This is a genomic window from Pseudonocardia sp. P-1 (assembly GCF_058111925.1).
Genome location: NZ_CM176614.1, coordinates 4,201,494 through 4,222,456, shown reverse-complemented (window position 1 = coordinate 4,222,456; position 20,963 = coordinate 4,201,494). Strand labels below are relative to the sequence as shown.

General features: G+C 73.6%; 17 protein-coding genes. 6 read left to right on the top strand and 11 right to left on the bottom strand.

The features are described from left to right. Positions 1 to 35: 35 nt before the first annotated feature. Positions 36 to 488 carry a hypothetical protein gene (locus AC0GKK_RS20780; RefSeq protein WP_482638251.1) on the bottom strand — a complete coding sequence of 151 codons (453 nt, stop codon included), beginning with the start codon at positions 486 to 488 and terminating at the stop codon, positions 36 to 38. Between the two features lie 52 nt (positions 489 to 540). Beyond that, a complete protein-coding gene (locus AC0GKK_RS20775) occupies positions 541 to 1,782 on the bottom strand; it encodes a DUF418 domain-containing protein (RefSeq protein ID WP_489882345.1) in 1,242 nt (413 codons plus the stop codon). A gap of 87 nt (positions 1,783 to 1,869) precedes the next feature. Here AC0GKK_RS20775 and AC0GKK_RS20770 point away from each other — a divergent pair, with 87 nt between their 5' ends. Continuing rightward, complete coding sequence (locus tag AC0GKK_RS20770; protein ID WP_020623156.1) at positions 1,870 to 2,046, top strand: DUF6104 family protein; 177 nt, start codon at positions 1,870 to 1,872, stop codon at positions 2,044 to 2,046. 125 nt (positions 2,047 to 2,171) lie between these two features. Then, positions 2,172 to 3,602: a CitMHS family transporter gene (locus AC0GKK_RS20765; protein WP_489882344.1), complete on the top strand. Its 1,431-nt coding sequence runs from the start codon at positions 2,172 to 2,174 to the stop codon at positions 3,600 to 3,602. Between the two features lie 201 nt (positions 3,603 to 3,803). Here the strand turns inward: AC0GKK_RS20765 and AC0GKK_RS20760 are convergent, their stop codons facing one another. The 3 genes from AC0GKK_RS20760 to AC0GKK_RS20750 are packed head-to-tail and all read right to left on the bottom strand — an operon-like array spanning position 3,804 to position 7,235. After that, positions 3,804 to 4,166 carry a hypothetical protein gene (locus AC0GKK_RS20760; protein ID WP_139283056.1) on the bottom strand — a complete coding sequence of 121 codons (363 nt, stop codon included), beginning with the start codon at positions 4,164 to 4,166 and terminating at the stop codon, positions 3,804 to 3,806. Beyond that, a complete protein-coding gene (locus tag AC0GKK_RS20755) occupies positions 4,163 to 6,955 on the bottom strand; it encodes an FtsK/SpoIIIE domain-containing protein (RefSeq protein ID WP_489882343.1) in 2,793 nt (930 codons plus the stop codon). The genes AC0GKK_RS20760 and AC0GKK_RS20755 overlap by 4 nt, the downstream gene beginning before the upstream one ends. A 19-nt stretch (positions 6,956 to 6,974) precedes the next feature. After that, the gene (locus AC0GKK_RS20750) at positions 6,975 to 7,235 is read right to left on the bottom strand and encodes a hypothetical protein (RefSeq protein ID WP_020623160.1); all 261 of its coding nucleotides are present in this window, start codon (positions 7,233 to 7,235) and stop codon (positions 6,975 to 6,977) included. A gap of 271 nt (positions 7,236 to 7,506) precedes the next feature. On the opposite strand from AC0GKK_RS20750, the gene AC0GKK_RS20745 reads away from it, so the two are divergent. Beyond that, complete coding sequence (locus tag AC0GKK_RS20745; RefSeq protein ID WP_345649933.1) at positions 7,507 to 8,901, top strand: Nramp family divalent metal transporter; 1,395 nt, start codon at positions 7,507 to 7,509, stop codon at positions 8,899 to 8,901. A gap of 56 nt (positions 8,902 to 8,957) precedes the next feature. Here AC0GKK_RS20745 and AC0GKK_RS20740 read toward each other — a convergent pair whose 3' ends face one another. Then, positions 8,958 to 9,752 carry an MOSC domain-containing protein gene (locus AC0GKK_RS20740; protein WP_489882342.1) on the bottom strand — a complete coding sequence of 265 codons (795 nt, stop codon included), beginning with the start codon at positions 9,750 to 9,752 and terminating at the stop codon, positions 8,958 to 8,960. Positions 9,753 to 9,893: 141 nt separating this feature from the next. Here AC0GKK_RS20740 and AC0GKK_RS20735 point away from each other — a divergent pair, with 141 nt between their 5' ends. Beyond that, positions 9,894 to 10,691, top strand: a complete 798-nt coding sequence (locus tag AC0GKK_RS20735) for a transposase family protein (protein ID WP_161152599.1) — start codon at positions 9,894 to 9,896, stop codon at positions 10,689 to 10,691. Positions 10,692 to 12,291: 1,600 nt separating this feature from the next. On the opposite strand, the gene AC0GKK_RS20730 is transcribed toward AC0GKK_RS20735, so the two are convergent. The 4 genes from AC0GKK_RS20730 to AC0GKK_RS20715 are packed head-to-tail and all read right to left on the bottom strand — an operon-like array spanning position 12,292 to position 15,717. Next, a complete protein-coding gene (locus AC0GKK_RS20730) occupies positions 12,292 to 13,227 on the bottom strand; it encodes an ABC transporter substrate-binding protein (RefSeq protein ID WP_489882341.1) in 936 nt (311 codons plus the stop codon). A gap of 21 nt (positions 13,228 to 13,248) precedes the next feature. Then, entirely contained in the window at positions 13,249 to 13,971 is a 723-nt protein-coding gene (locus AC0GKK_RS20725; protein WP_345646491.1) for an ABC transporter permease, read from the bottom strand. Beyond that, positions 13,968 to 14,627, bottom strand: coding sequence for an ABC transporter permease (locus AC0GKK_RS20720; protein ID WP_489882340.1), 660 nt, complete (start codon positions 14,625 to 14,627; stop codon positions 13,968 to 13,970). Before AC0GKK_RS20720 ends, AC0GKK_RS20725 begins: the two co-directional genes overlap by 4 nt. A 7-nt stretch (positions 14,628 to 14,634) precedes the next feature. Further along, on the bottom strand, positions 14,635 to 15,717 hold the full coding sequence (locus tag AC0GKK_RS20715) for an ABC transporter ATP-binding protein (RefSeq protein WP_308816882.1): 1,083 nt from the start codon (positions 15,715 to 15,717) through the stop codon (positions 14,635 to 14,637). 154 nt (positions 15,718 to 15,871) lie between these two features. On the opposite strand from AC0GKK_RS20715, the gene AC0GKK_RS20710 reads away from it, so the two are divergent. Together AC0GKK_RS20710 and AC0GKK_RS20705 are read left to right on the top strand one after the other, a co-directional pair. Further along, a complete protein-coding gene (locus tag AC0GKK_RS20710; RefSeq protein ID WP_489882339.1) occupies positions 15,872 to 16,651 on the top strand; it encodes an LLM class oxidoreductase in 780 nt (259 codons plus the stop codon). A 45-nt stretch (positions 16,652 to 16,696) separates the two neighbouring features. Next, complete coding sequence (locus AC0GKK_RS20705; protein ID WP_489882338.1) at positions 16,697 to 17,926, top strand: acyl-CoA dehydrogenase family protein; 1,230 nt, start codon at positions 16,697 to 16,699, stop codon at positions 17,924 to 17,926. 39 nt (positions 17,927 to 17,965) lie between these two features. Here the strand turns inward: AC0GKK_RS20705 and AC0GKK_RS20700 are convergent, their stop codons facing one another. Beyond that, positions 17,966 to 20,758 carry a putative bifunctional diguanylate cyclase/phosphodiesterase gene (locus AC0GKK_RS20700; protein WP_476652515.1) on the bottom strand — a complete coding sequence of 931 codons (2,793 nt, stop codon included), beginning with the start codon at positions 20,756 to 20,758 and terminating at the stop codon, positions 17,966 to 17,968. Positions 20,759 to 20,963: the final 205 nt, after the last annotated feature.

The window sequence follows — 20,963 nt, the reverse complement described above, 5'->3', positions numbered from 1 at the left end:
GGATCTCCCCGGCCGGGCCGTCCGTGTCCCACGGGTCAGGAGCGGCGCAGCGCCCCGGCGACGACCGCGACGCCGGTCACGACCGGCACGGCCCACTCCGCCACCCGGATCCGGCGGCGCAGCGCGGCATCCGGGCCCTCCGGCGTCGCGGCGCGGCGGCCCAGCGCCCCGGCCCAGGCGCTCGCGGCGAGCGCGGCACCGGTCAGTGCGGTCCGGGTCGCCGCCGCGGCCGCGACGCCCGGCTCGCGCCGGCGGACCGCGTCGCGCGCCAGCAGGCCCGCCCCGCCCAGCAGGTGCGCCGCCGTCGCGGCGGTGCCGATCCGGCCCCACCCGCCCCAGCCCGCGCCGGCGAGCCGTTCGCGCTCGGCCGGGTCGCCGACCGCGTCCAGTGCGCCGTTGAGGCCGGTGACGCCCATCAGCGAGCCGCCGAACCAGGCGGCCAGGCCGACGTCGTGCAGGGTGCGGGCCACGGGAGGGGTGAGTGCCATGAGAACTCCGGAACGGGGGCGGCGGGGCCGCGGGCGCGGCGGTCCGTCGACGCTACCGAGCGCTCCGCGGCGACGGCCCGTAGGTCAGGCGGCGCAGCAGCGTCTCGGCGGGCCCCCGCACGCCGGCCCGGTCGAGCCGGTACGCGACGACGACGGTCAGCAGCCACACCCCGACCGCGACCAGCGACGCCGACCAGCCCGACAGGTGCGCGCCCAGCCCGAGGCCCCAGGCGGTGAGCAGCGGCACGAACAGCAGCGACTGCGCCAGGTAGCCGCTCAGCGAGCGACGGCCGAGCGCGACCAGGGCCCGGACCGGCAGCGGTGCCGTCGGACGGGTTCCGAGCCGGTGCGCGACGAGGCCGAACACCGCCGCGTAGCCGAGCGCGGCGAAGATCCCGGTGGCGATGTGCAGGCCGGCGAACGCACCCGGGTCCGGCAGCGCGATGACGCCGACGTGCACGAGGGCCTGGGCCAGCCCGGCCGACAGACCGACGGCGATGCCGACGGCGGCGGTGCGGCGCAGCAGGGGCAGGTGCGCGCCCGGCTCCTCCAGCACGCGGTGCCGCGCGGCGAGCAGCCCGAGCAGCACCGCGGCGGGCATCACCAGCGTCACGAACGCCCCGGGGATCGCCGACACCCACAGCGCGAGCCGCAGCGGCAGCGTCGCGAACCAGTCCGGGGTGGCGAGGGCGAGCTGCTGCGCGGCGGACGTCGGCGTCGCGCCACCCGTGAACTGCGCCAGCACACCCGTCACCGCGGGAACGGCCACGGCGAGACCGACCAGGGCCCCGGCCCCGATCCGCAGGGTGCGGTCGCTGCGGTGCAGGAACAGCGGCACCAGCACCAGGCCCAGGACGCCGTAGGTGCCGAGGATGTCGCCCTGCCACAGCAGGGCCGCGTGCAGCAGGCCGAGGGCGAGCAGCCACCAGTGCCGGGTGCGCAGCAGCCGCCGCGCCTGCGCGTCGGTGCCGCCGCCGGCGATCCGGCGGGCGTACAGCTGCCCGATGCCGTAGGCGAACAGGAACCCGAACAGCGTCCAGGCGCGGCCGTCGGCGGCGGTGATGGTCACGACCTGGGCGATGCGGTCGGCGGGCCCGCCGTCCGCGGCGTGGAGCAGCGTGGCCCCCAGCTCCGAGGTGTAGGCGAACCAGGGCGCGTGGGCCAGTGCGATCAGCAGCAGCATCGCGCCCCGGGCGAGGTCGGGGGCGAGCGCGCGGTCGCTCACCGGGGTCGGGGCGACGGTCCGTCCGGTGGTCGGCACCGCGGGCGGCACGGCAGGCGGCACGGTGGACATGGGATCTCCTCACGAGGCGGTGGGAGACCCATCGGAAACGATGCCGTCGCGTCCGGGTCAAGCGGCGACCGCCGTATCCTCGCCGGCATGTACTTCACCGACCGCGGCATCGAGGAGCTCGTCGACCGGCGCGGCGACGAGCAGGTCAGCGTCGAGTGGCTGGCCGACCGGCTCCGCGCCTTCGTCGACGCGAACCCGCAGTTCGAGACCGCCGTCGAGCGGCTGTCGAGCTTCCTCGCACGCGACGACGCCGACGACGAGTAGCCCCGTGACCACAACGACCACAGGGCACGCAGCGACCACTACGTGGGCTGTGTCCGCAAGCGGGACCGGGGCCGGGCCCCGGACCTAGCGTTGCTCCTCGACACATCCGTCGAGGAGGAGCACCGATGCTCATCGTTCTCGGGTCCGCGATGATCGCGGTCTTCATGTACCTGATCCTGGCGAAGCGGCTCGCGCCGACGCTGGCGCTGGTACTCGTCCCGCTGACCTTCGCCCTCGTGGCGACCGGCACCGGCCTGTCCGAGCCGGGTGAGGACGGCGTCGTCGACTCGATCTCGTCGGCGTTCTCCGACTTCGCGCCGACGGCCGTGCTGCTGTTCTTCGCGATCATCTTCTTCGGCACGATGATCGACGTCGGGCTGTTCGACCCGCTCATCCGCTTCGTGCTGCGCACGGTGGACAACGACCCCGTGCGCCTGGTCGTGCTGACCGCGGTGCTCGCCGGTGTCGTCTCCCTCGACGGCGACGGCTCGACCACCTTCATCATCACGGTGTCCGCGCTGCTGCCGATCTACCTGCGGCTCGGGCTGAGCCCGGTGGTGCTGACCGTCGTCGCCAACCTCGCGAACGGCGTGCTCAACATCCTGCCCTGGGGCGGCCCCACGATCCGCGCCGCGACGGTGCTGAACGTGTCGCCCTCGGAGCTGTTCAACCCGATGGTCCCGGGCATGGTGGCCGGCATCGCCACCGTGCTGCTGCTGGCCTGGCAGCTGGGCCGTTCCGAGCGCAAGCGGCTGCTGGCCTCGGGCCGCACGCTGTCGGTCGTCGCCGACGAGATGGTGGCGGTGCGCGAGCCCGCCCTGGTCGGCGGGGGCACCGCCACCGACGGCCCGGCCACCGGTTCGGGCGGAGGCCCCGCCGACGGAGCCGACGCCGGGGGCGCGCTGGAGGGCACGCTGGACCCGAACCGTCCGACGTTGCGGCCGAAGCTGATCTGGTTCAACCTCGGGCTCACCGTCGCGCTGCTGGTGCTGCTGGGCATGGACGTCCTGCCGCTGTCGCTGGTGTTCGTCGCGGCCGCCGCGATCGCCCTGGTCGTGAACTTCCCGAAGCCCGAGGACCAGCTCCGGGCGGTGACCTCGCACGCCACCTCGATCGTCGGCGTCGTGTCCATGGTGTTCGCCGCCGCGGTCCTGGTCGGGGTCCTGTCGGGCACCGGCATGGTGACGGCGATGGCGAACGGGATCGTCTCGGCCGTACCGCCGTCGGTCGGCTCCTGGTTCGCGGTGATCACCGGTGTGCTGAGCATGCCGCTGACGTTCTTCCTCACCAACGACGCGTTCTACTTCGGCATCCTGCCGATCCTCACCGAGGCCGCGGGCCACTACGGCATCGCCCCGGTGGAGATGGCCCGCGCCTCGATCATCGGCCAGCCGGTGCACATGACCAGCCCGCTGGTCCCGGCGCTGCTGCTGCTCGTCTCGCTCGCGAAGGTCGACCTGGCCGACCACCACCGCAGGGTGATCTGGCGGGCCGCGCTCTGCTCGCTGGTGATGCTCGGGGTCGCGCTGCTGTTGGGCGTCGTCCCGCTGGGCTGACCGCCCGCCCACCATCCGGTGCCGCACAGGCGGTACGCCGGGGAGGGGCGGACGGCGACCACCGGCCCGGACCCCCGGCACGACCGTCGAGATGCAGCTCAGGGCGGTCCGCCACCCGCGGGGCAGGCCCCGGACTGCATCTCGGCGCGTCCGGCCCGTGCGGCCGGGCCTGGCCGGGCGGGTGCGGCGTGCGGGACGGGGTCAGTCGTCGTCGCGGCGCAGACGGAACAGCCGCCGGTCGCCCGAGGAGCGCAGCTCGCGCAGGGCCTCGTCGGCGGCCTCCTCCAGCGCGGCGTGCTCGTCGGGGTCGGCCCGCAGGTCGGGGCGCGGCCGGGGCCGCCCCGGCTCCTCGGCCGACCACATCAGCTGCAACGCCGCCTCCCAGCGCAGCTCGAACATGCCGCGGGCCAGCGTGAGCCGGTCCGCGGCGTCGCGCAGCTCCCGCTCGGTGCCGCGCAGCTCGCGGCGCAGCTCCTCGGCCCGCCGGGCGTCGCGTTCCCGCAGGTCGACGACGGCGCCGGCCAACTCGGCCACGACCGCGCGGTAGCGCTCCACGGCACTCACACCCCACCTCCGGCGACGCTGTCCGGGCCGCCCCCGCCCGCGTCGGTCAGGATGACCAGCTGCGGGCGGCCGTGCCGGGAGCGGTCGAGGAACAGCGCGCGCCCCGGCGTCGGCGTCCAGTCCAGCGGCTGTCCGCCCAGCAGCGGCACCAGGTCGGTGCCCTGCACGCCGGTCGCCACCCAGGCGCCCAGGTCGTCGATCGCCGCACCCGGCGGGGCCAGCAGCGTCTTCAGCCGCTGCGCGCCCTGCCACCAGCCCATGACGTGCACCCCGACCCCGGGCCCGTGGCGCAGCAGCGCCCGCAGGTCCTCGGTGCCGGTGCGGTCCAGCATCGACTCCGCCGCGTCGGCGCCGAACACCACGACCAGCAGCGACGCGTGTCCCCCACCGCCGCCCGACGCGGCCCGGGCGCGGACCGTCGCCGCCAGCTCGGCGACGCGGGCGGCGAACCCGTCGGCGGACACCTTCTCCACCGTGCCGGGCAGGTCCGGGGCGAGCGCGCCCGCGGCCGCCGCCGCGTCCGGGGCCAGCGGCACGAGCAGGATCTGCGCGCCGGCCGGGTCGGGCAGCGACGCCGCCACCGAGCGGACGGCCGAGCACAGCAGCGGGACCGCGACGCGGGCGTCGGGCCCGATCACCCCGAGGTTGCGGCCGGGGCCGTCGGACAGCTCGGCGGCCGCGGGGCTGCCGTGCACGTCGACGAACTGCCCGACCAGCGCGCGGGGCACGCCGTCGGCGGGCAGCCGGGCGGCCAGTGCGTCGTGGGAGGGGGCGCGGGCGCCGTCGAAGACGACCGGCTCCGGGGTGTCGGGGAAGTCGGTGAACGCGGTGACCTGGACGTCGCGGACCACCGGACCGCCCGCCTCGGGCAGCCGGACCACGTGGTTGCCGTGCGCGACGCCCGAGTCGTGGTTGACGATCGCGTGCCAGCGCGGGAGCGCCAGCGCGGCCTCGTTGTCCTGGGCGAGGATCCGCCGCGCGCGGGGCAGCGCGATACGCAGCACGAACTGCTCGAAGATCGCCGAGCGGCCCCACAGCGCGTCGATGCCGGAGACGTCCTGGCTGGCCAGGACCAGGTGCACGCCCTGCGAGCGGCCGCGCCGGGCGACGTCCTCCAGCAGCGCGGTCGCCTCGGCGCTGACGGCGTCGCGACCGGTGAACAGGAACTGGAACTCGTCGATGACCGCGACGATCCGCGGCAGCCGCAGGTCGGGACGTTCCACCCGGAGCTCGGCCAGCTTGGTCGCGCCGTGCCGGCGGGCGGCCTCGGCGCGGCTGCGCATGACCTCGGACAGGTGGCGCAGCAGTGCCAGCCCGAACTCCCGGTCGGTGTTGATGTTGACGCCGATCAGCCGGGCCTGCGGGAGCCGGTCGGCGCGGTGGCCGTCGGGGTCCGGGGCGAACGGGGTGAACGACACCCCCTCCTTGAAGTCGAGCAGGTACAGCTCGACCTCGTCGGGGCCGTAGTGCGCGGCGAGACCGGCGATCCAGGCCAGCAGCAGGTTCGTCTTGCCCGACCCGCTGGGCCCGCCGACGAGTGCGTGCGGGGAGTGGTCGTCGAGGATCAGCTCCGCGGGGATGCCGTCCTCGTACCCGACGACGACCTTCAGCCCGTCGTGCGAGCGGCCCTCACCGCGCCGCCGGGGCAGCATGTCCTTGAACGCGCCGAGCCGGCCGCGCCACTGCTCGTGACCCGCGACGACCGCCTCGCACACCGCGGTGATGTCGTCGGCCGGGACGGGCGGGTCCGGCTCGACGAGCACGTGCGGTCCGGTCACCGAGGTCCGCACCGGGACCGGGGTCCGGTCGTCGGCGGGGTCGACGCCCGGCGGGTCCCCGAAGTCGACGGTCTCCACCGGGCGCGGCAGCGCTGCCGGGACGTCGAGGAGCACCAGCTGCACCCCCGCCGCGACGCCGCCGCGCGCGACCCGCTGCAGCTGGCGCAGCTCGGCCTCGGGCAGCTCGCGGCCGTTGCCGACGAGCACCGCCACCAGCCACGCCTCGGGCCGTTCGCCGTGGCGGTCGGCGAGCTCGCGCAGCGAGGACGCGCCCTCGGCGAGCACCCGCGTCTGCACCCGGCGGATCCGGTCGGCGAGCTGGTCCAGCAGCCGCCCGAGCCGGGTGGGGTCGTGCACGGTCAGCAGGCCGGTGCGGGTCAGCGGGTAGAGCCCGGGCAGCGCACCGGCGAGCTGTCCGACGTCCCAGACGTGCACGTTCACCACGCCGGGCCGGAAGTGCCGCACGGTGCGCAGGACCAGCTGCTCGACCATCGCCTCGGCCCGGTCGCGCGACCGCGGCGTCGACACCACCTGCAGGTGCGCGCCGTCGAGCAGCGGGACCGCGACCCGGAACGGGGCGCCGCCCTCCACCGAGCCGGTGCCGAGCACCCACATCTCCGGGACCGGGCCGGTCGGCTCGACCGCGCCCGCGACCGGCTTCCAGTCGGCCGGGTCGTCCCCGGCGGCTCCGGGGGTGGCGTCGGCGACGATCTCCGACAGCGTCTGCGGCGAGTCGCCCTGCCAGCGGTCGAACACGTGCGCCCGGTCCTCGGCGACCCGGGCGAGGACACCGGCGAGCCGCGGGTTGGCCAGCACCCGGGCCAGCCCCGGGTCGCGGCGCGCGGCGTCGTGCCCGGTCTCGCGCAGCCACAGCTCGGCCATGACCTCGGCGTGCCGGGCCGCGGCGCGGTCGCGGCGGCCCTCCGCCGCGCCCAGCGCCCGCGACGCCGCCCGGTGGAACCCGTCGAAGGCGGACCGGATCCGCTCGCGACGGTTCGGGCGACGGGCCATCAGCGACGGGCGGGGGCGGTCAGAGCCGCGAGGCTACGTCGTCGGCGGACTGCATGGCGATGTGCAGGGCCTGCTCGACCTCGTCGATCTTCTCCGACGCGGCGGCGAAGCGGGCGCGGGCGTCGTCGGCGTCGTTCTGGGCGGTGCCGTAGATGTTCTGGGAGAACGCGGCGCCGGCCTCCTCGATCGCCTGGCGGGCGTGCCGCAGCGCGCCCAGGCTCTCGGTGGCCTGCTGGTTGGCCCGCCCGATCCCGGCCCGGATCTCGTCGATGTTCGCCATGCCCACCCTCCGTGCGTGCGCGTGCGGCGACCGTGACCCGGCCGACGCCGCGGCCAATCTATCGGCCGGTCCCGGTACCCGTTCATGGTGCGCCGGGCGTGCACCGCCTGCAACGGCGGGTGCGCCGTGCGCCGTAGCCCGTCACCGCGATCGGGGGGTCCGATACGTCCGTTCGTGACCCTTCCGCGCTGGAATGCGCTGCTCCGCTCGCCTAGCGTGCTCGGCGAACCCGCACGATCCCCCCACGACGTCGTGATCGGAGACTGTGACGATGGCCTCCCCCGGACCGCAGACGGACTTCCTGGAACCCCCCACCGGCGCGGCGCGGATCCGCTCGATCGGGCCGGGCCTGCTCGCGGCGGCCACCGGCGTCGGCGCGGGCGACCTCGTCGCGACGATGGTGGCGGGGGCGTCGTTCGGGACGGTGCTGCTGTGGGCCGCCGTCGTCGGGACCCTGGTCAAGCTCGCGCTCGGCGAGGCCGTCGGCCGCTGGCACCTCGGCTCCGGCGCGACCATGCTCGACGGCTGGCGGCGGCTGGGCTACTGGGCGACCGGCTTCTTCGGCGTCTACATCGTGGTGTGGGGCTTCGTCTACGGCGCCACCGCGATGTCGGCGGTCGGGCTGCCGCTGAACGCGCTGTTCGGCGGGCTGCCGGTCGGCGGGTGGGCGGCGATCGCGGGCGTCGTCGGGCTCGCGCTGGTGTGGGTGCAGCGCTACCACGCGTTCGAGAAGTTCATGACCGTGCTCGTGCTGATCAAGTTCGCGACGGTCGTGTTCGTCGCGATCCTGGTCGGCCCGGACCTGCCCGCGCTGGCGAACGGGCTCGTCCCGCGGCTGCCCGAGGGGTCCACGGTCTACGTGCTCGGCCTGATCGGCGGCGTCGGCGGGACGATCACCATGGCCGCCTACGGCTACTGGCTGTTCGCGAAGGGCTGGAAGGGCCCGAAGTGGCTGTCGATGATGCGCCTGGACAACGCGACCGGCTACATCATGACCGGCATCTTCGTGGTCTCGATGCTCGTCGTCGGGTCCACGATCCTGTTCGGGGAGAACCTCACCGAGTCCGACAGCGGGCTGCTCACCCTCGCCGACCGGCTCGGCGCCCTCTACGGCGAGCCGGTGCGGATCCTGTTCCTGGTCGGCTTCCTCTCGGTCACCTTCACCTCGCTGCTCGGCGTGTGGAACGGCGTGTCACTGCTGTTCACCGACTGGGTGCGGGCGATCCGGCTGCCGCACGGGAAGAAGGCCGCGATCGGGCCGGAGGTGACGAACGCCGTCGTCACCGGGGAGGAGGACGCCGCCGTCGCGACGCCCGGGCGCGGCGACGGAGAGGGACCCGAGCGCGGCGACGGGCCCGGGCGGCCCGGGGCCTACGAGGCGGCCCGCGCCGAGCGCTCGCTGCCCTTCCGCGGGTACCTGCTGTGGCTGACGTTCCCGCCGATGGCGCTGCTGCTCATCGGGCGGCCGTTCGCGCTGACCCTGGTCTACGGCGTGCTGGGCTCGTTCTTCATGCCGTTCCTGGCGGTCACGCTGCTCCTGCTGCTCAACACCCGCATGGTGGCGCCCGAGGCGCGCTCGCGGTGGCTGTCGAACGCGATCCTGGGGATCTCGTCGGTCCTGTTCGCGGTCCTGCTGGTCACCGACGTCTACGGCCGCCTGACCTGACCCCCCGGCTCACGGCCCCGTCCCTCCTCACGAACGGGTGGGACGGGGCCGGGCGGTCAGGAGATCTCGAGCCGGTCCCCGGTGCGCAGGGTGCCGGTGTGCTCGACGCGGGCGTAGAGCCCCGCGCAGGGCAGGACACCGAAGCCCTCGACCTCGACGCGGTTGCGGTCGGCCGGGCCGCGCAGGGCGTGCGGGGCGCGCGGCAGGTCGCCGTGCTCCAGCGTCGGCACCGAGCAGCGCGGGGTCGGCAGCGTCGCGACCAGCACGACGTCGCCGAGGGTCAGCCGTCGCCCGAGCCAGGTGTTCTCCACGAACGGCTCGGTGCCCGGCGGCGTCGCGACCACGACGTTGGGCCGGTAGCGCAGCGCCTCGACGCCGAGCGCGTCGAGCGTCGCCGTGGTGATCAGGTGCACCGGTGAGTGGTCGACGAACCGGCCGCCGGGTGTGCCCTGGGCGATCTCCAGGGTCGGCGCGTCGACCTCGGCGTCGAGGCCGTGCGCGAGCACGTCCTCCGGGTCCGGCCGTTCGACGACGGCGCCGTCGGCCCGCTGCTGCGCGACGACGACCGGGCGGCCGAGCAGCTCGGCCAGCGGCCCGGCGGCGGCCCCGGCGGCCACGGTGCGGCCGTCGGGGAGGGTGACCCGGACGTCGTCGCCGACGCCGGACGAGGCGCAGCGCAGCAGGGCCCGCCAGTGCCGGGGCTGCTTGGCAGTGGCCACCAGACCGGAGTCGGGGTCGGTGAGCGCGAGCGCCCGGTCGCCGACGACGCCGTGGGTGTCCAGGTCGAGCGCGGTGAGGTCCTCCCCCAGCATCGACTTGACCGGGTAGCGGTGCAGGCTCGTGACATTCATCCTGATCTCCCACAGTGAGCCTTTGCCAACCTGACGGACGGGCAGGTCAGAGCGTGTGCGGCGTGGCGTGACCTCGAAGGGGTGAAGCTCCTGGTAGACGAGCGGTTGCTGAGACCAATCCGTCCGACCAGGAGCTTCAAGGTGCTGTCCTACCCGTCCGGGATGACCGTGTCCACCCACACGCTGAAGATGGTCAGCACGCTGCTGCGTCGTCACCGCCGCGAACGCGCGACCCGCTGGCGCAGGCTCACCCCGGGCCGTCAAGCCCTGCTGGTCGTGGCGCACCTGCGCACCGGTGACACCTACGCCCAGCTGGCCTGCGGATTCAAGGTCGGGACCTCCACGGTGTACCGCTACCTGCGCGAGGCCATCGACCTGCTCGCTGCGATGGCCCCGACCCTGGAGCAAGCGATGCAGGTCGCGGCGCGCAAAGCGTTCGTGATCATCGACGGGACCCTGCTGCGCATCGACCGGGTCGGCATGGCGAGCGGCTATGACCGGGGGTTCTACTCGGGCAAGCACAAATGCCACGGGCTGAACGTGCAGGTCATCGCCGACCCGGTCGGCCGGTTGGTGTGGATCTCCCCGCCGCTGCCCGGGGCCCGTCACGACATGGGCGCAGCCCGCGAGCACGGCATCATCGACGCGCTCACCGAGTACGCGATCCCGGCCGCCGGCGACACCGCCTACCAGGGTGCCGGGCCTACGGTCGCGGTCCCGCAGCGCCGTCGGCGCCTCGACCCCGACACCGGTCGTTACCGACCCTTGTCGGTGAACCAGAAGGCGGTCAACGCCGCGCACGCCCGCCGTCGCGGGCCGGGCGAGCGGGTCAACGCCGAGCTGAAGACCTGGAAGGTCCTGCGCAAGATCCGCTCCAGCCCGAACCAGGCCGCAGCGCTCATCGCCGCAGTTCAGACCCTCATGATCGCCAACACTTGATCAGGTTGGCAAAGGCTCAGTCTGCTTCTACTCAAGTACGCTCAGGGCGTTCAGCCACCCATGTATTGACACCTAGAGACTGATTCGATTCAATTTCCACAGGCTCCGAATCGACAAACAATTCAACGGTGCCTCCAGTCCGCCGGAACCCCGTGCGACGCACTGTATTGCGGTTTCTGTCATGGCCCGCACCCAACATCTCCTGGACGTGCAGTGCCGCCAACCCCGCCGCCTCCTCCACTGAGGACGGATACGAGCCATCCCGCACCATGCAGCTGCAGTACTCCGAGATGTCGGACTCGTGGACAATGAGCTGCACGGGTCGACGATACGCGAGATCGTCTCGCCCTATAACGCTGAAGACTCCAGCGTCACCCTCGGCCTCCACCTCGAATCCATCGGACTCCAGTCCAGCAATTACCACCCCACTGATCCCGTCAACCATCAAGGACAGTTCCTTACATCAGGATACGCAGTAATGACGTCTCCAGTGGAGAGGACCACGAACATTCGAAAGTTCTGCTGGCGGACAACTTGGTTCGTACGAAGATTCTTGAGGTAGATCACTCGGTTCAAGCACCCCTTTCCATCTCCTGCCGGCCGAGCAACATCAGGGTCTCGCGCGATCGACTCCATCGCAAGATCAGCGACATCTCGCCAGTTCATATATGTCCCGGCCGCCAACTTTTCGAAGTCCACTCGGTGCCTGGCTACGATGTGTCGGTAGCCCACATTAGCGTTTCCGCAGCGAAGATAGTAGTTGCTGCGGGCATTCACGGCGAACTGCCGCACCAACTTGGACTCTGGAGTGCTTGCGCCGCAGGCCCCCCAGGGCGCTGCCTCCGCCGGGGGAGCCAACATCAAGGAGGCGCCGACAAGTGACATCGCAACTACCGCAAACGCGGTGAAGTGTCTTACCCAACGATTCATCGTCGCCCCCCATGGTTGATGTTGATCAGCCTAGCACCCGAGATGGACCGTCGAACACGATTCATCCCCGAAGGAGTGGTCAGTTCCTTTTCAATCAACGTTCGGCACCCACAGACTTGACTTCCGGGGCCGAAGCATCCTTTCGGGGGGGGCGTTGCGGTTGGCCTAGTACTGCAACGGCAGTTGTTCAGTCTGGTGGTCGTTCGCCGCGGCGCCGGTACTGGCAGGCGCGGGCTTGGTGCTGGCGTATCCGCCGCCAGCGCGACCAGTGCATGACCCGGTCCGTGCAGGTCAGCGGTGCGGAGGCGAGGGTGGCGAGAGTCGTCGGATCTCGTTGCTGCTCAGCGGAATCAGCTGTGCTCGGCTGGGTGGAGGCCCCCCCGCATTGCGGCTTCGCAACGGAAATCGCGACGGCGTCGGTCGCGCTGCGGCGATGCGAGCACGATCTCCACCCGCCGTAATGGGATCAGGTACTTCGCCGTCGTGGTAGTCCTTACCAGGCGTCGAGCCTCATCCCGGTCGGCCTCGCGGACGAACATCTCAGGCTGACATCACATCACCTACCTCGTGTGGCAGCCTTCCAGGCCGCTGTCGATGCGGTTACAACTACAACGTTCCCGAACGAGGGAACACCAGCTCCGTACGGGGACTTCCGTAGTGAGAGGCTCGGTCAGACGAGTCCCTGCCGCTTGAGCCAGTCCCGGGCAATAGTTTCCACTGACGGCTTGTCAGACGCTCCCGCCGCCTCCCCCATCCCAAGTAACTCCTGCGTTGTCAGTTTTGCCGTCACGGCATTAAGTGCATCAACTACCTGCGGAGTCGCCTTCGCCTTATTGATCAACGGAACAACATTCTGCGCAGCAAAATTGCTCTTTGGATCGTCAAGGACCACGAATTCGTTCGCCGGGATCGCCGGGTCGGTGGTGAACAGGTCGGCGGCCTGGACGTCACCGTTCTTGAGCGCCGTGACCGTCAGAATGCCGCCGGCATCGAGCGAACGGTAGCTCTTGAACGTGCAGTTGTAGGTCTTCTCGATGCCGGGGATGCCGTCCGGGCGGGTCTGGAACTCCGGCGGCCCGCCGAAGACGAGCTCGCCGCAGCGGGCGGCGAGCGCGTCGATGGTCGGGGCCGACAGCTGCGCCGCGGTCTCCTTCGTGACGACGACGGCGTCCTTGTTCTCGGCCTCGGCCTTGTCGAGCACGATGAGGTTCGGGTCGGCGGTGCCGAGCGTCGACTGCAGGGCGGTGTAGACCTGGTCCGGCTCGGTCTGGGTCGCCGCCTTGTCCAGGTACTGCAGCAGGGTGCCGGAGTACTCGGGGATGAGGTCGATCGAGCCGTCCTTGAGCGCCGGGATGTAGGCCTCGCGGGACCCGATCGGCGGGCGGGTCTCGACGGTGACGCCCTTGGCCTGCAGCGCCTGGGCGAACACCGACGCGAGGATCTGGCTCTCGGTGAAGTTCGCGGCACCGACGACGACCGTGTTCTGGTCGGTGTCGGCGGGCTGCCCGCCGCCGGCGAGCGGGTCGGAGCCGCCGCCGCAGGCGGAGAGCGCGAACGCGGCGGTGACGGTCGCCGCGACGGCGGCGAGCAGTCGGGTGCGTCTCATGGTGGGTCCTCTCGGGGAGGGTCAGGCCGCTTCGCGGACCGGTTCGGGTCGGGTGGGGACCGCGCGCAACCGGCGCGGGGCGGCGGTCCGGCCGGTGGCCTGCAGGCCGGGCGAGACGATCAGCTTCTGCAGCCCGCCGAGCAGCAGGTCGGCGATGATCGCGAGCAGCGCCACCAGGATCGAGCCGCCGATCATCACTGAGAAGTCGCGCTGGCCGAGGCCGTCGATGATGAACCGGCCGAGGCCGCCGAGGGAGACGTAGGCGGCGATCGTCGCCGTCGCGATGACCTGCAGGGTCGCGCTGCGCAGCCCGCCGATGATGAGCGGCAGGGCGTTGGGCAGCTCGACCTTCCACAGCACCTCGGGGCCGCGCATGCCCATCCCCCTGGCCGCGTCGACGACGGCCGGGTCGACGTTGCGGATCCCGGCGTAGGTGCCGGCGAGCACGGCGGGGACGGCCAGCACGATCAGTGTGATGAGCGGGCCGAGCAGCGACAGCCCCAGGAACGTCGCGAGCAGCACGAGCAGCCCGAGCGTGGGCAGCGCGCGCAGCCCGTTCGCGAGCCCGACGACGAGGAACCCGCCGCGGCCGGTGTGCCCGATCCAGGCGCCGAGCGGGACCGCGACGACGACCGAGACCAGCAGGGTCAGCGCGGTGTAGCCGAGGTGCTCGGCGAGCCGCGCCAGGATGCCGCCGGTCATGGTCCAGTTCTCGGGCGTGAACAGCCATCCGAAGAGGTTCACGTGGTCGCGCCCGCCTTCCGGGTCCGGGCCCGCTGCCACGGGGTGAGCAGCCGCCCCGCGAGCAGCAGCGCGGAGTCGACGACCAGCGCCAGCAGCAGGACGAGCACGATGCCGGTGACGATCTGGGCGTCGTTGCTGCGGTTGAAGCCCTCGGTGAACAGCAGGCCGAGCCCGCCGAAGCCGATCACCGCACCCACCGTGACCAGGCTGATCGTGGACACCGCGGCGACCCGCAGGCCGGCCACGATCACCGGGACGGCGAGCGGCAGCTCGACGCCGACGAAGCGCCGGACCGGGGTGTAGCCCATCGCGTTCGCCGCGTCGACGACGTGGCCCGGCACCGCGGACAGCGCGTCGGACACGGTCCGCACGAGCAACGCGACGGTGTAGACCGTCAGCGCGACGATCACGTTGACCGGATCGAGGATCTGGGTGCCGAGCAGCGGCGGCATGAACACGAACAGCGCCAGCGACGGGACCGTGTAGAGCAGCCCGGCGGCGTTGGTCATGATCGTGCGCAGCGTCGCGTTGCGGTTGGCGACCCAGCCCAGCGGGATCGCGAACACCAGCCCGAGCAGCACCGGGATCAGGGCGTACACGACGTGCTCGGCGAGCGCGTCGAGCACGGAGTCGAGGTTGTCGAACACCCAGGTCACGGCGGCCTCAGGCGGCGTTGTGCGAGTCGCGGGCCGCGGGCAGCGCCTCGAGCACCGAGTCGGCGGTGACCGAGCCGGCGACCCGGCCGTCGGCGTCGACGGCGACGCCCTGACCGGACGGTGAGGACAGTGCCGCGTCCAGCGCGCCGCGCAGCGAGCCCGACTCGACGGCGTAGAGCGACCCGCCCGGGACGATGGCCTCCTCGGTCACCCGGCCCTCACCGGCCTCGACCCAGCCCAGCGGCCGGGCGGAGCCGTCGACGACGACCGACCAGCCGTCGTCGGGGAGGGGGTCGCCGACCGAGAGCACCGGCAGCGACCCGATCGGGATGGTGTCCGAGGACAGGAAGCCCAGGCCCCGGTAGCCGCGGTCGCGGCCGACGAAGTTGTCGACGAAACCGTCGACCGGGCGGGACAGCAGCACGCCCGGCTCGTCGTACTGGGCGAGCTTTCCGCCGACCCGGAACACCGCGACCTTGTCGCCGAGCTTGATGGCCTCGTCGATGTCGTGGGTGACGAACACGATGGTCTTGCCGAGCTCGGACTGCAGCCGCAGCAGCTCCTCCTGCAGGCTCTCCCGGACGATCGGGTCCACCGCGGAGAACGGCTCGTCCATCAGCAGCACGGGCGGGTCGGCGGCGAGCGCGCGGGCCACGCCGACGCGCTGCTGCTGGCCGCCGGACAGCTGCGCCGGGTAGCGCCGGGCCATCGAGGTGTCGAGGCCGACGATCTCCATCAGCTCCATCGCCCGGTCCCGCGCGGCCTTCTTGCTGCTCCCGACGAGCATCGGCACGGTCGCGATGTTGTCGACGATCGTGCGGTGCGGGAACAGCCCGGCCTGCTGGATGACGTAGCCGATGCCCCGGCGCAGCTCGGCCGGGTCGGCGGACAGCACGTCGCGCCCGTCGACGCGCAGCTCACCGCCGGTGGGCTCGATCATCCTGTTGATCATGCGGAGGGAGGTCGTCTTGCCGCAGCCGGACGGGCCCACGAAGACCGTGATCCGCCCCTGCTCCGCGACGAGGTCGAGCTCGTCGACCGCGACCGTCCCGTCCGGGAAGCGCTTCGTGACGCCCCGGAACTCGATCATCGGCGGTCCCCCCTGCCGTCGCGCGGGACCCCTGCTCCCCGCTTGGTCGCAGCACACTAACCCGGTCGTGCGCGACGGGCGAGCGGTCGACCGCAGGTCACCGGCACCCCGTCGCGCTTGACCTGCAGTCCGGTTCAGCACCGACGCTGCGCACATGACCCTGACCACTGCCCTGGGCCCGCTCGGCGTCGCCACCGGACCCGCTCCCGCCGACGCCGCGGCCCTGGAGGACGCCGGTGCCCGCACCCTGTGGCTCGCCGGTGGCGCGATCGACCGGCTCGACCGGCTGACCGCGCTGCTCGACGGCACCCGGGACGCCGTCGTCGTCCCGGGGATCGTGCCGACCGGGCGGTATCCGGCGTCGGCGGTCGCCGCAGCGCACGCCGACGCGGCCCGCCGTCGTCCCGGGCGCTACCTCACCGGGCTGGGCGCGCCCCAGCAGCCGCGGGCGCTGGAGGCGCTGCACCGCCACCTCGACGAGCTCGACGCACTCGGGCTGCCCTCCTCGGAGCGGCTGCTGGCCGCGCTCGGACCGCGCAAGCTCGACGTCGCCGGCACCCGCTGCGCCGGGGCGGTGACGCTGCTGGTCACCCCGGAGCACACCGCGCGGGCGCGGGCGGCGCTGGGCCCGGACCGGCTGCTCGCGGTGATGCTGCCGACCGTGCTCGGGACCGACCGGACAGCCCTGCGCGAGCTGGCCGGGTTCCTGCTCGGCGTGCCGGGTTACCGCGCCGCCGTCCGCGGGCTGGGGTTCACCGACGCCGAGGTCGACGCCCGCGCCGACCGGCTGCTCGACGCCGTCTCCGCCCGCGGCGGCGTCGAGGACATCGCCGCCCGGGTCGCCGAGCACCGGGCCGCGGGCGCCGACCACGTGGTGCTCAGCCCGGTCGGGGACCCGGCGGCCGGTGCGGCGCTGCTGCGTGCCCTGCGGTAGGCGCCCTGCCGTGCGGCCGGTGCGCCGCGGCGCAACAGTGGGGTCATGCCGAAGGAGCCCACGCGCCTGCCGAAGCCCGAACTGGACCTCGACCCGGACCACCCGCACGTCGCGGACTGGTTCCACTACGCCGACCTGCTCACCGACGCCGAGCGCGCCGACCTGCGCCGGGTGCGGGAGTTCCTGCGTGCCGAGGTCGCCCCCGTCGTGCTCGACGCCTGGGACCGCGCCGAGTTCCCGATGCAGCTCGTGAAGGGCTTCGCGGGCCTCGACCTCGCGGGGGCCGGCTACGCCGACCCGCCGGCGTCGCGGCTGTTCCTGGGGTTCCTGCACGCGGAGATCTCCCGGGTGGACCCGTCGGTCAACAGCTTCTACGGCGTCCACACGGGTCTCGCGATGGGCTCGATCCACGCCGGCGGCACGGCCGAGCAGCGCGAGCGCTGGCTGCCCGCGATGTCCCGGATGGACTCGATCGGTGCGTTCGGGCTGACCGAGCCGCACGGCGGGTCCGACGTGGCCGGTGGCATGGAGACCACCGCCACCCGCGACGGCGACGAGTGGGTCCTCGACGGCGAGAAGCGCTGGATCGGCAACGCCACCTTCGCCGACCTGATCATCGTGTGGGCCCGCGACACCGACCCGGACGCCGGCGGCGCGGTCCGCGGGTTCGTCGTGCCGTCGCCGTCGGAGGGCATGACGATCACGAAGATCGAGGGCAAGCAGTCGCTGCGGATCGTGCAGAACGCCGACATCCTGCTCGACCGGGTCCGGGTGCCGGAGTCGCACCGGCTCTCCGGCGGCTCGGGCACCTTCCGCGACGCCGGCCTGGTCCTGCAGCGCACCCGGGCCAACGCCGCCTGGGGTGCGGTCGGGGTGCAGATGGCCGCCTACGAGCTGGCGCTGTCCTACGCCGCCCAGCGGGAGCAGTTCGGCCGCCCGATCGGCGGGTTCCAGCTGATGCAGGACCTGCTGGTGCGGATGCTCGGCAACGTGAGCGCCTCGCTGGGGATGGCGGTCCGCAACGCCCAGCTGCTCGACGAGGGCCGGGGCTCGGACGCGCACTCGTCGCTGGTGAAGGAGTTCTGCGCGACCCGGATGCGCGAGACCGTCGCGCTCGGGCGTCAGCTCGTGGGCGGCAACGGGGTGGTGCTGGAGAACCGGATCGCGAAGTACTTCGCCGACGCCGAGGCGATGTTCTCCTTCGAGGGCACCCGGGAGATGAACACGCTGATCGTCGGGAAGGCGATCACGGGGCAGAGCGCGTTCGTGCGGTGACGACGGCGGTCGCGCCCGCGGCGGGCGGGCGCGACCGGCTCACCAGACGCCCGGGGTCCCGTCGGCCGGGGTCGCGCTCGTCGCCGGGGTGGGCAGGCCGCCGCCGCGCAGCACCCGGTGCAGGTCGTCGGGGCGCAGCGAGCGGGCGAACAGCCAGCCCTGGAACGCGTCGACCCCGAGGCCCCGCAGGACGTGGAACTGCTCGGCGGTCTCGACGCCCTCGGCGACGGTCTTGCGGCCCATCGCGCGCGCGACCTCGACGACGGCGCGGGCCAGCGCGAAGTCGGCCGGGTCGGTGCCGACGCCGGTGACGAAGGCGCGGTCGACCTTGACCGTCTGCGCCGGGAGCTCCTTGAGCCGGGCCAGCGACGAGTAGCCGGTGCCGAAGTCGTCGACGGCGAAGCGGACGCCGCGGTGCACGAGCTCGCTCATCGCGTCCAGCGCGGGGCGCGGCAGCGCGACCAGGCTGGTCTCGACGAGCTCGAGCACCAGCTGGTTCCACGGCAGCCCGGCGCCCTCGACGACGGCGGTGACGTCGGCCAGGAACGACGGGTCGGCCGGCAGCAGCCCGGCCAGGTTCACGGCGACGGCGACGGCCTGTCCGGCACGGGGCCAGGTCGCGGCCTCGGTGGCCGCGGTGCGCAGCACCCACAGGTCCAGTTCGCGCTGCAGGCCGCCGCGCTGGGCGACCGGCAGGAACTCGCCGGGCGAGACCTCGCCGTGCACCGGGTGCGACCAGCGCAGCAGCGCCTCGGCGGACAGCACGGTGCCGTCCGGCGCGACGACCGGCTGGTACTCCAGGCGCAGCGCGTCGCCCTCGATCGCGGCGCGCAGCTCGGCCTCCAGTTCCAGCTGGCGGCGCGCCGGGGCGACGGCGCCCCGCTCGGCGACGGCGACCGTGCCGCGTCCGCGCTGCTTGGCCTCGCGCACCGCGACCTCGGCCGAGCGCAGCAGATCGTCGCCGCGGGGGCCGCGGGCGTCGGCCTGCGGGCCGGCCACGGCGGCGTCCCGACCGGCGACGCCGACCGAGGCGGTCAGCGTGATCGGGCTGCCGGCCACGGTGACGTCGCCGCGCAGCAGCCCGGCGACGACGGCGGCGAGCGCCTGCGGTCCGCCGACCTCGTCGACGTCGGCGCAGACCACCGCGAACTCGTCGGCCGACAGCCGCCCGGCCGTGCAGTGGTACGGCAGCTCACGCTGCAGCCGCCCGGCCAGCTCGACGAGCAGGGTGTCGCCGGCGTCGTGGCCGAGGCCGGTGTTGACGCGGGCGAAGTCGTCGACGTCGCCGCAGACCACGGCGACCCGGCCGGCGTCCGGCCCGGCCAGCAGCCGGTCGGCGAGCTCCAGCAGCCCGGCCCGGTTGGGCAGCCGGGTCAGCGGGTCGACGGTGTCGGCCTCGCGGAGCACGTCGGCGGCGCGGCGGCGCTCCCCCACGTCGGTGACGACGAGCAGCCAGAAGGGGCGGCCGTCGTCGGAGGGCGCGGCGTTGACCACGACCTCGCAGTCGACCCGGGTCCCGTCGGCGCGCAGCAGCGGCAGCGACTCGATCCGGTAGGTCGGCTCGGGGTGCGACGGGTCGCGCAGCCAGTCCGGCAGGCCGCCGCGACCGTCGGACTGGGGCTCGGCGGACAGGCTGCGTGCCGGGACGCCGCGCAGGGTCTCCAGGTCGGCGTCGAGCAGCTGGCAGAGCGCCGGGTTGGCGTCGACGATCCGGCCGCGGCCGTCGAGCATCGCGACGCCGGTGGTGATGGTGGCGACGAGGTCGGCGAACCGCTGCCCGGAGCGCTGCGCGCGGGACTCTGCCCGGCGCCGGTCGGACACGTCCTGCACGGTCCCGATCAGGCGCAGCGGGGCACCACCGGGGGTGCGGTCGATCCGGGTGCGGCACGACAGCACCGCGCCGCCCTCGGGGCGGATCTCGGAGCTGTGCGCGGTGGTGGGCTCCGGCGCGGCGTCCGGGCCGCGGCGCAGCATCCGGCAGACCCGCTCGACCTGCTCGCCCTCGATGGGGCCGTCGGGGCCGTCGGGGCGCACGCCGAGCGCGCGGTAGAGCTCGACGAGCCCCTCGCTGCGGGTCAGCGTCCCGGCCTGCAGGTCGAAGGTCCAGGTGCCGGAGCGGGTGGCGCGCTCGAGGTCGAGCGCGGGGGCCTCGTCCGACGGCGCGGGCGCGGCGTCGGGGAACGGGGTGAGCAGCACGACGGTGCGGTCACCCGGCTGGTTCCAGCGGACGACCTTGACCCGGGCCAGGCGGCGGTCGGCACGGACCAGACGGGCGTCGGAGTCCGGGCCGACGAGCAGCTGCGGGAGCCGCATGCCGGTCGGGTCGGCGGAGCCGGCGAGGCGGCGGAGCGCGGCGTTGGTGTGGACGACGACGCCCCCGGCGTCGCAGACCATCGCGGGCGAGGGCGGGAGCTGCACCGCGGAGTGGTCGGCACCGTCGGCACCCGCGGCCCCGGACCCGGGGGTCCCCGGGCCGGGGGCCGCCTCGGCGACCGACGGGGCCGGGCCGGCCGGGCGTGGCGCACCGGGGAGGCGGCGGGCGCTGCCGAACGGCGGCTCCCCGAAGCCCGCGCCGGAGATCTCGGCGTCCGGCGCGGCGGCGAGGTTCAGGGCCTCCGCCCGGCCGAGGAGCGGCTCGTTCTCGGGAGCGGGCCGGGCGCGGCCCGCCGGGGTGCCACCGGGACCGGCGAAGGCCCGGGCGAGGTCACCGGCGAGACCGGGGTCCCGGTCCCTGTCACGGCGGGCACCCGGTGCCTGCTCCGCGCGTCCACCGGCCGGGTCCCCGACCGATGCACCCGGACGGTGTCCCGCCCGCGATTCCTGCTCCGACACGCCCGCCTCCGTTCCGTTCGGCAGCTCCGTGGGGAACAACGAGCCACCGTGCCGGGCGATCCGGGCGGGTAGACCGATCGAGCCACCCGATACAGCGAGTGACGGGACCGTTCGGCCCAACGCCGTTGCTCTGCCCGTCACTCACGGGTGGTGACAGGTAGTCGCCGGAGGGTGAAGGGTGTGACGTGCTCGGCGAGCGGTGGCA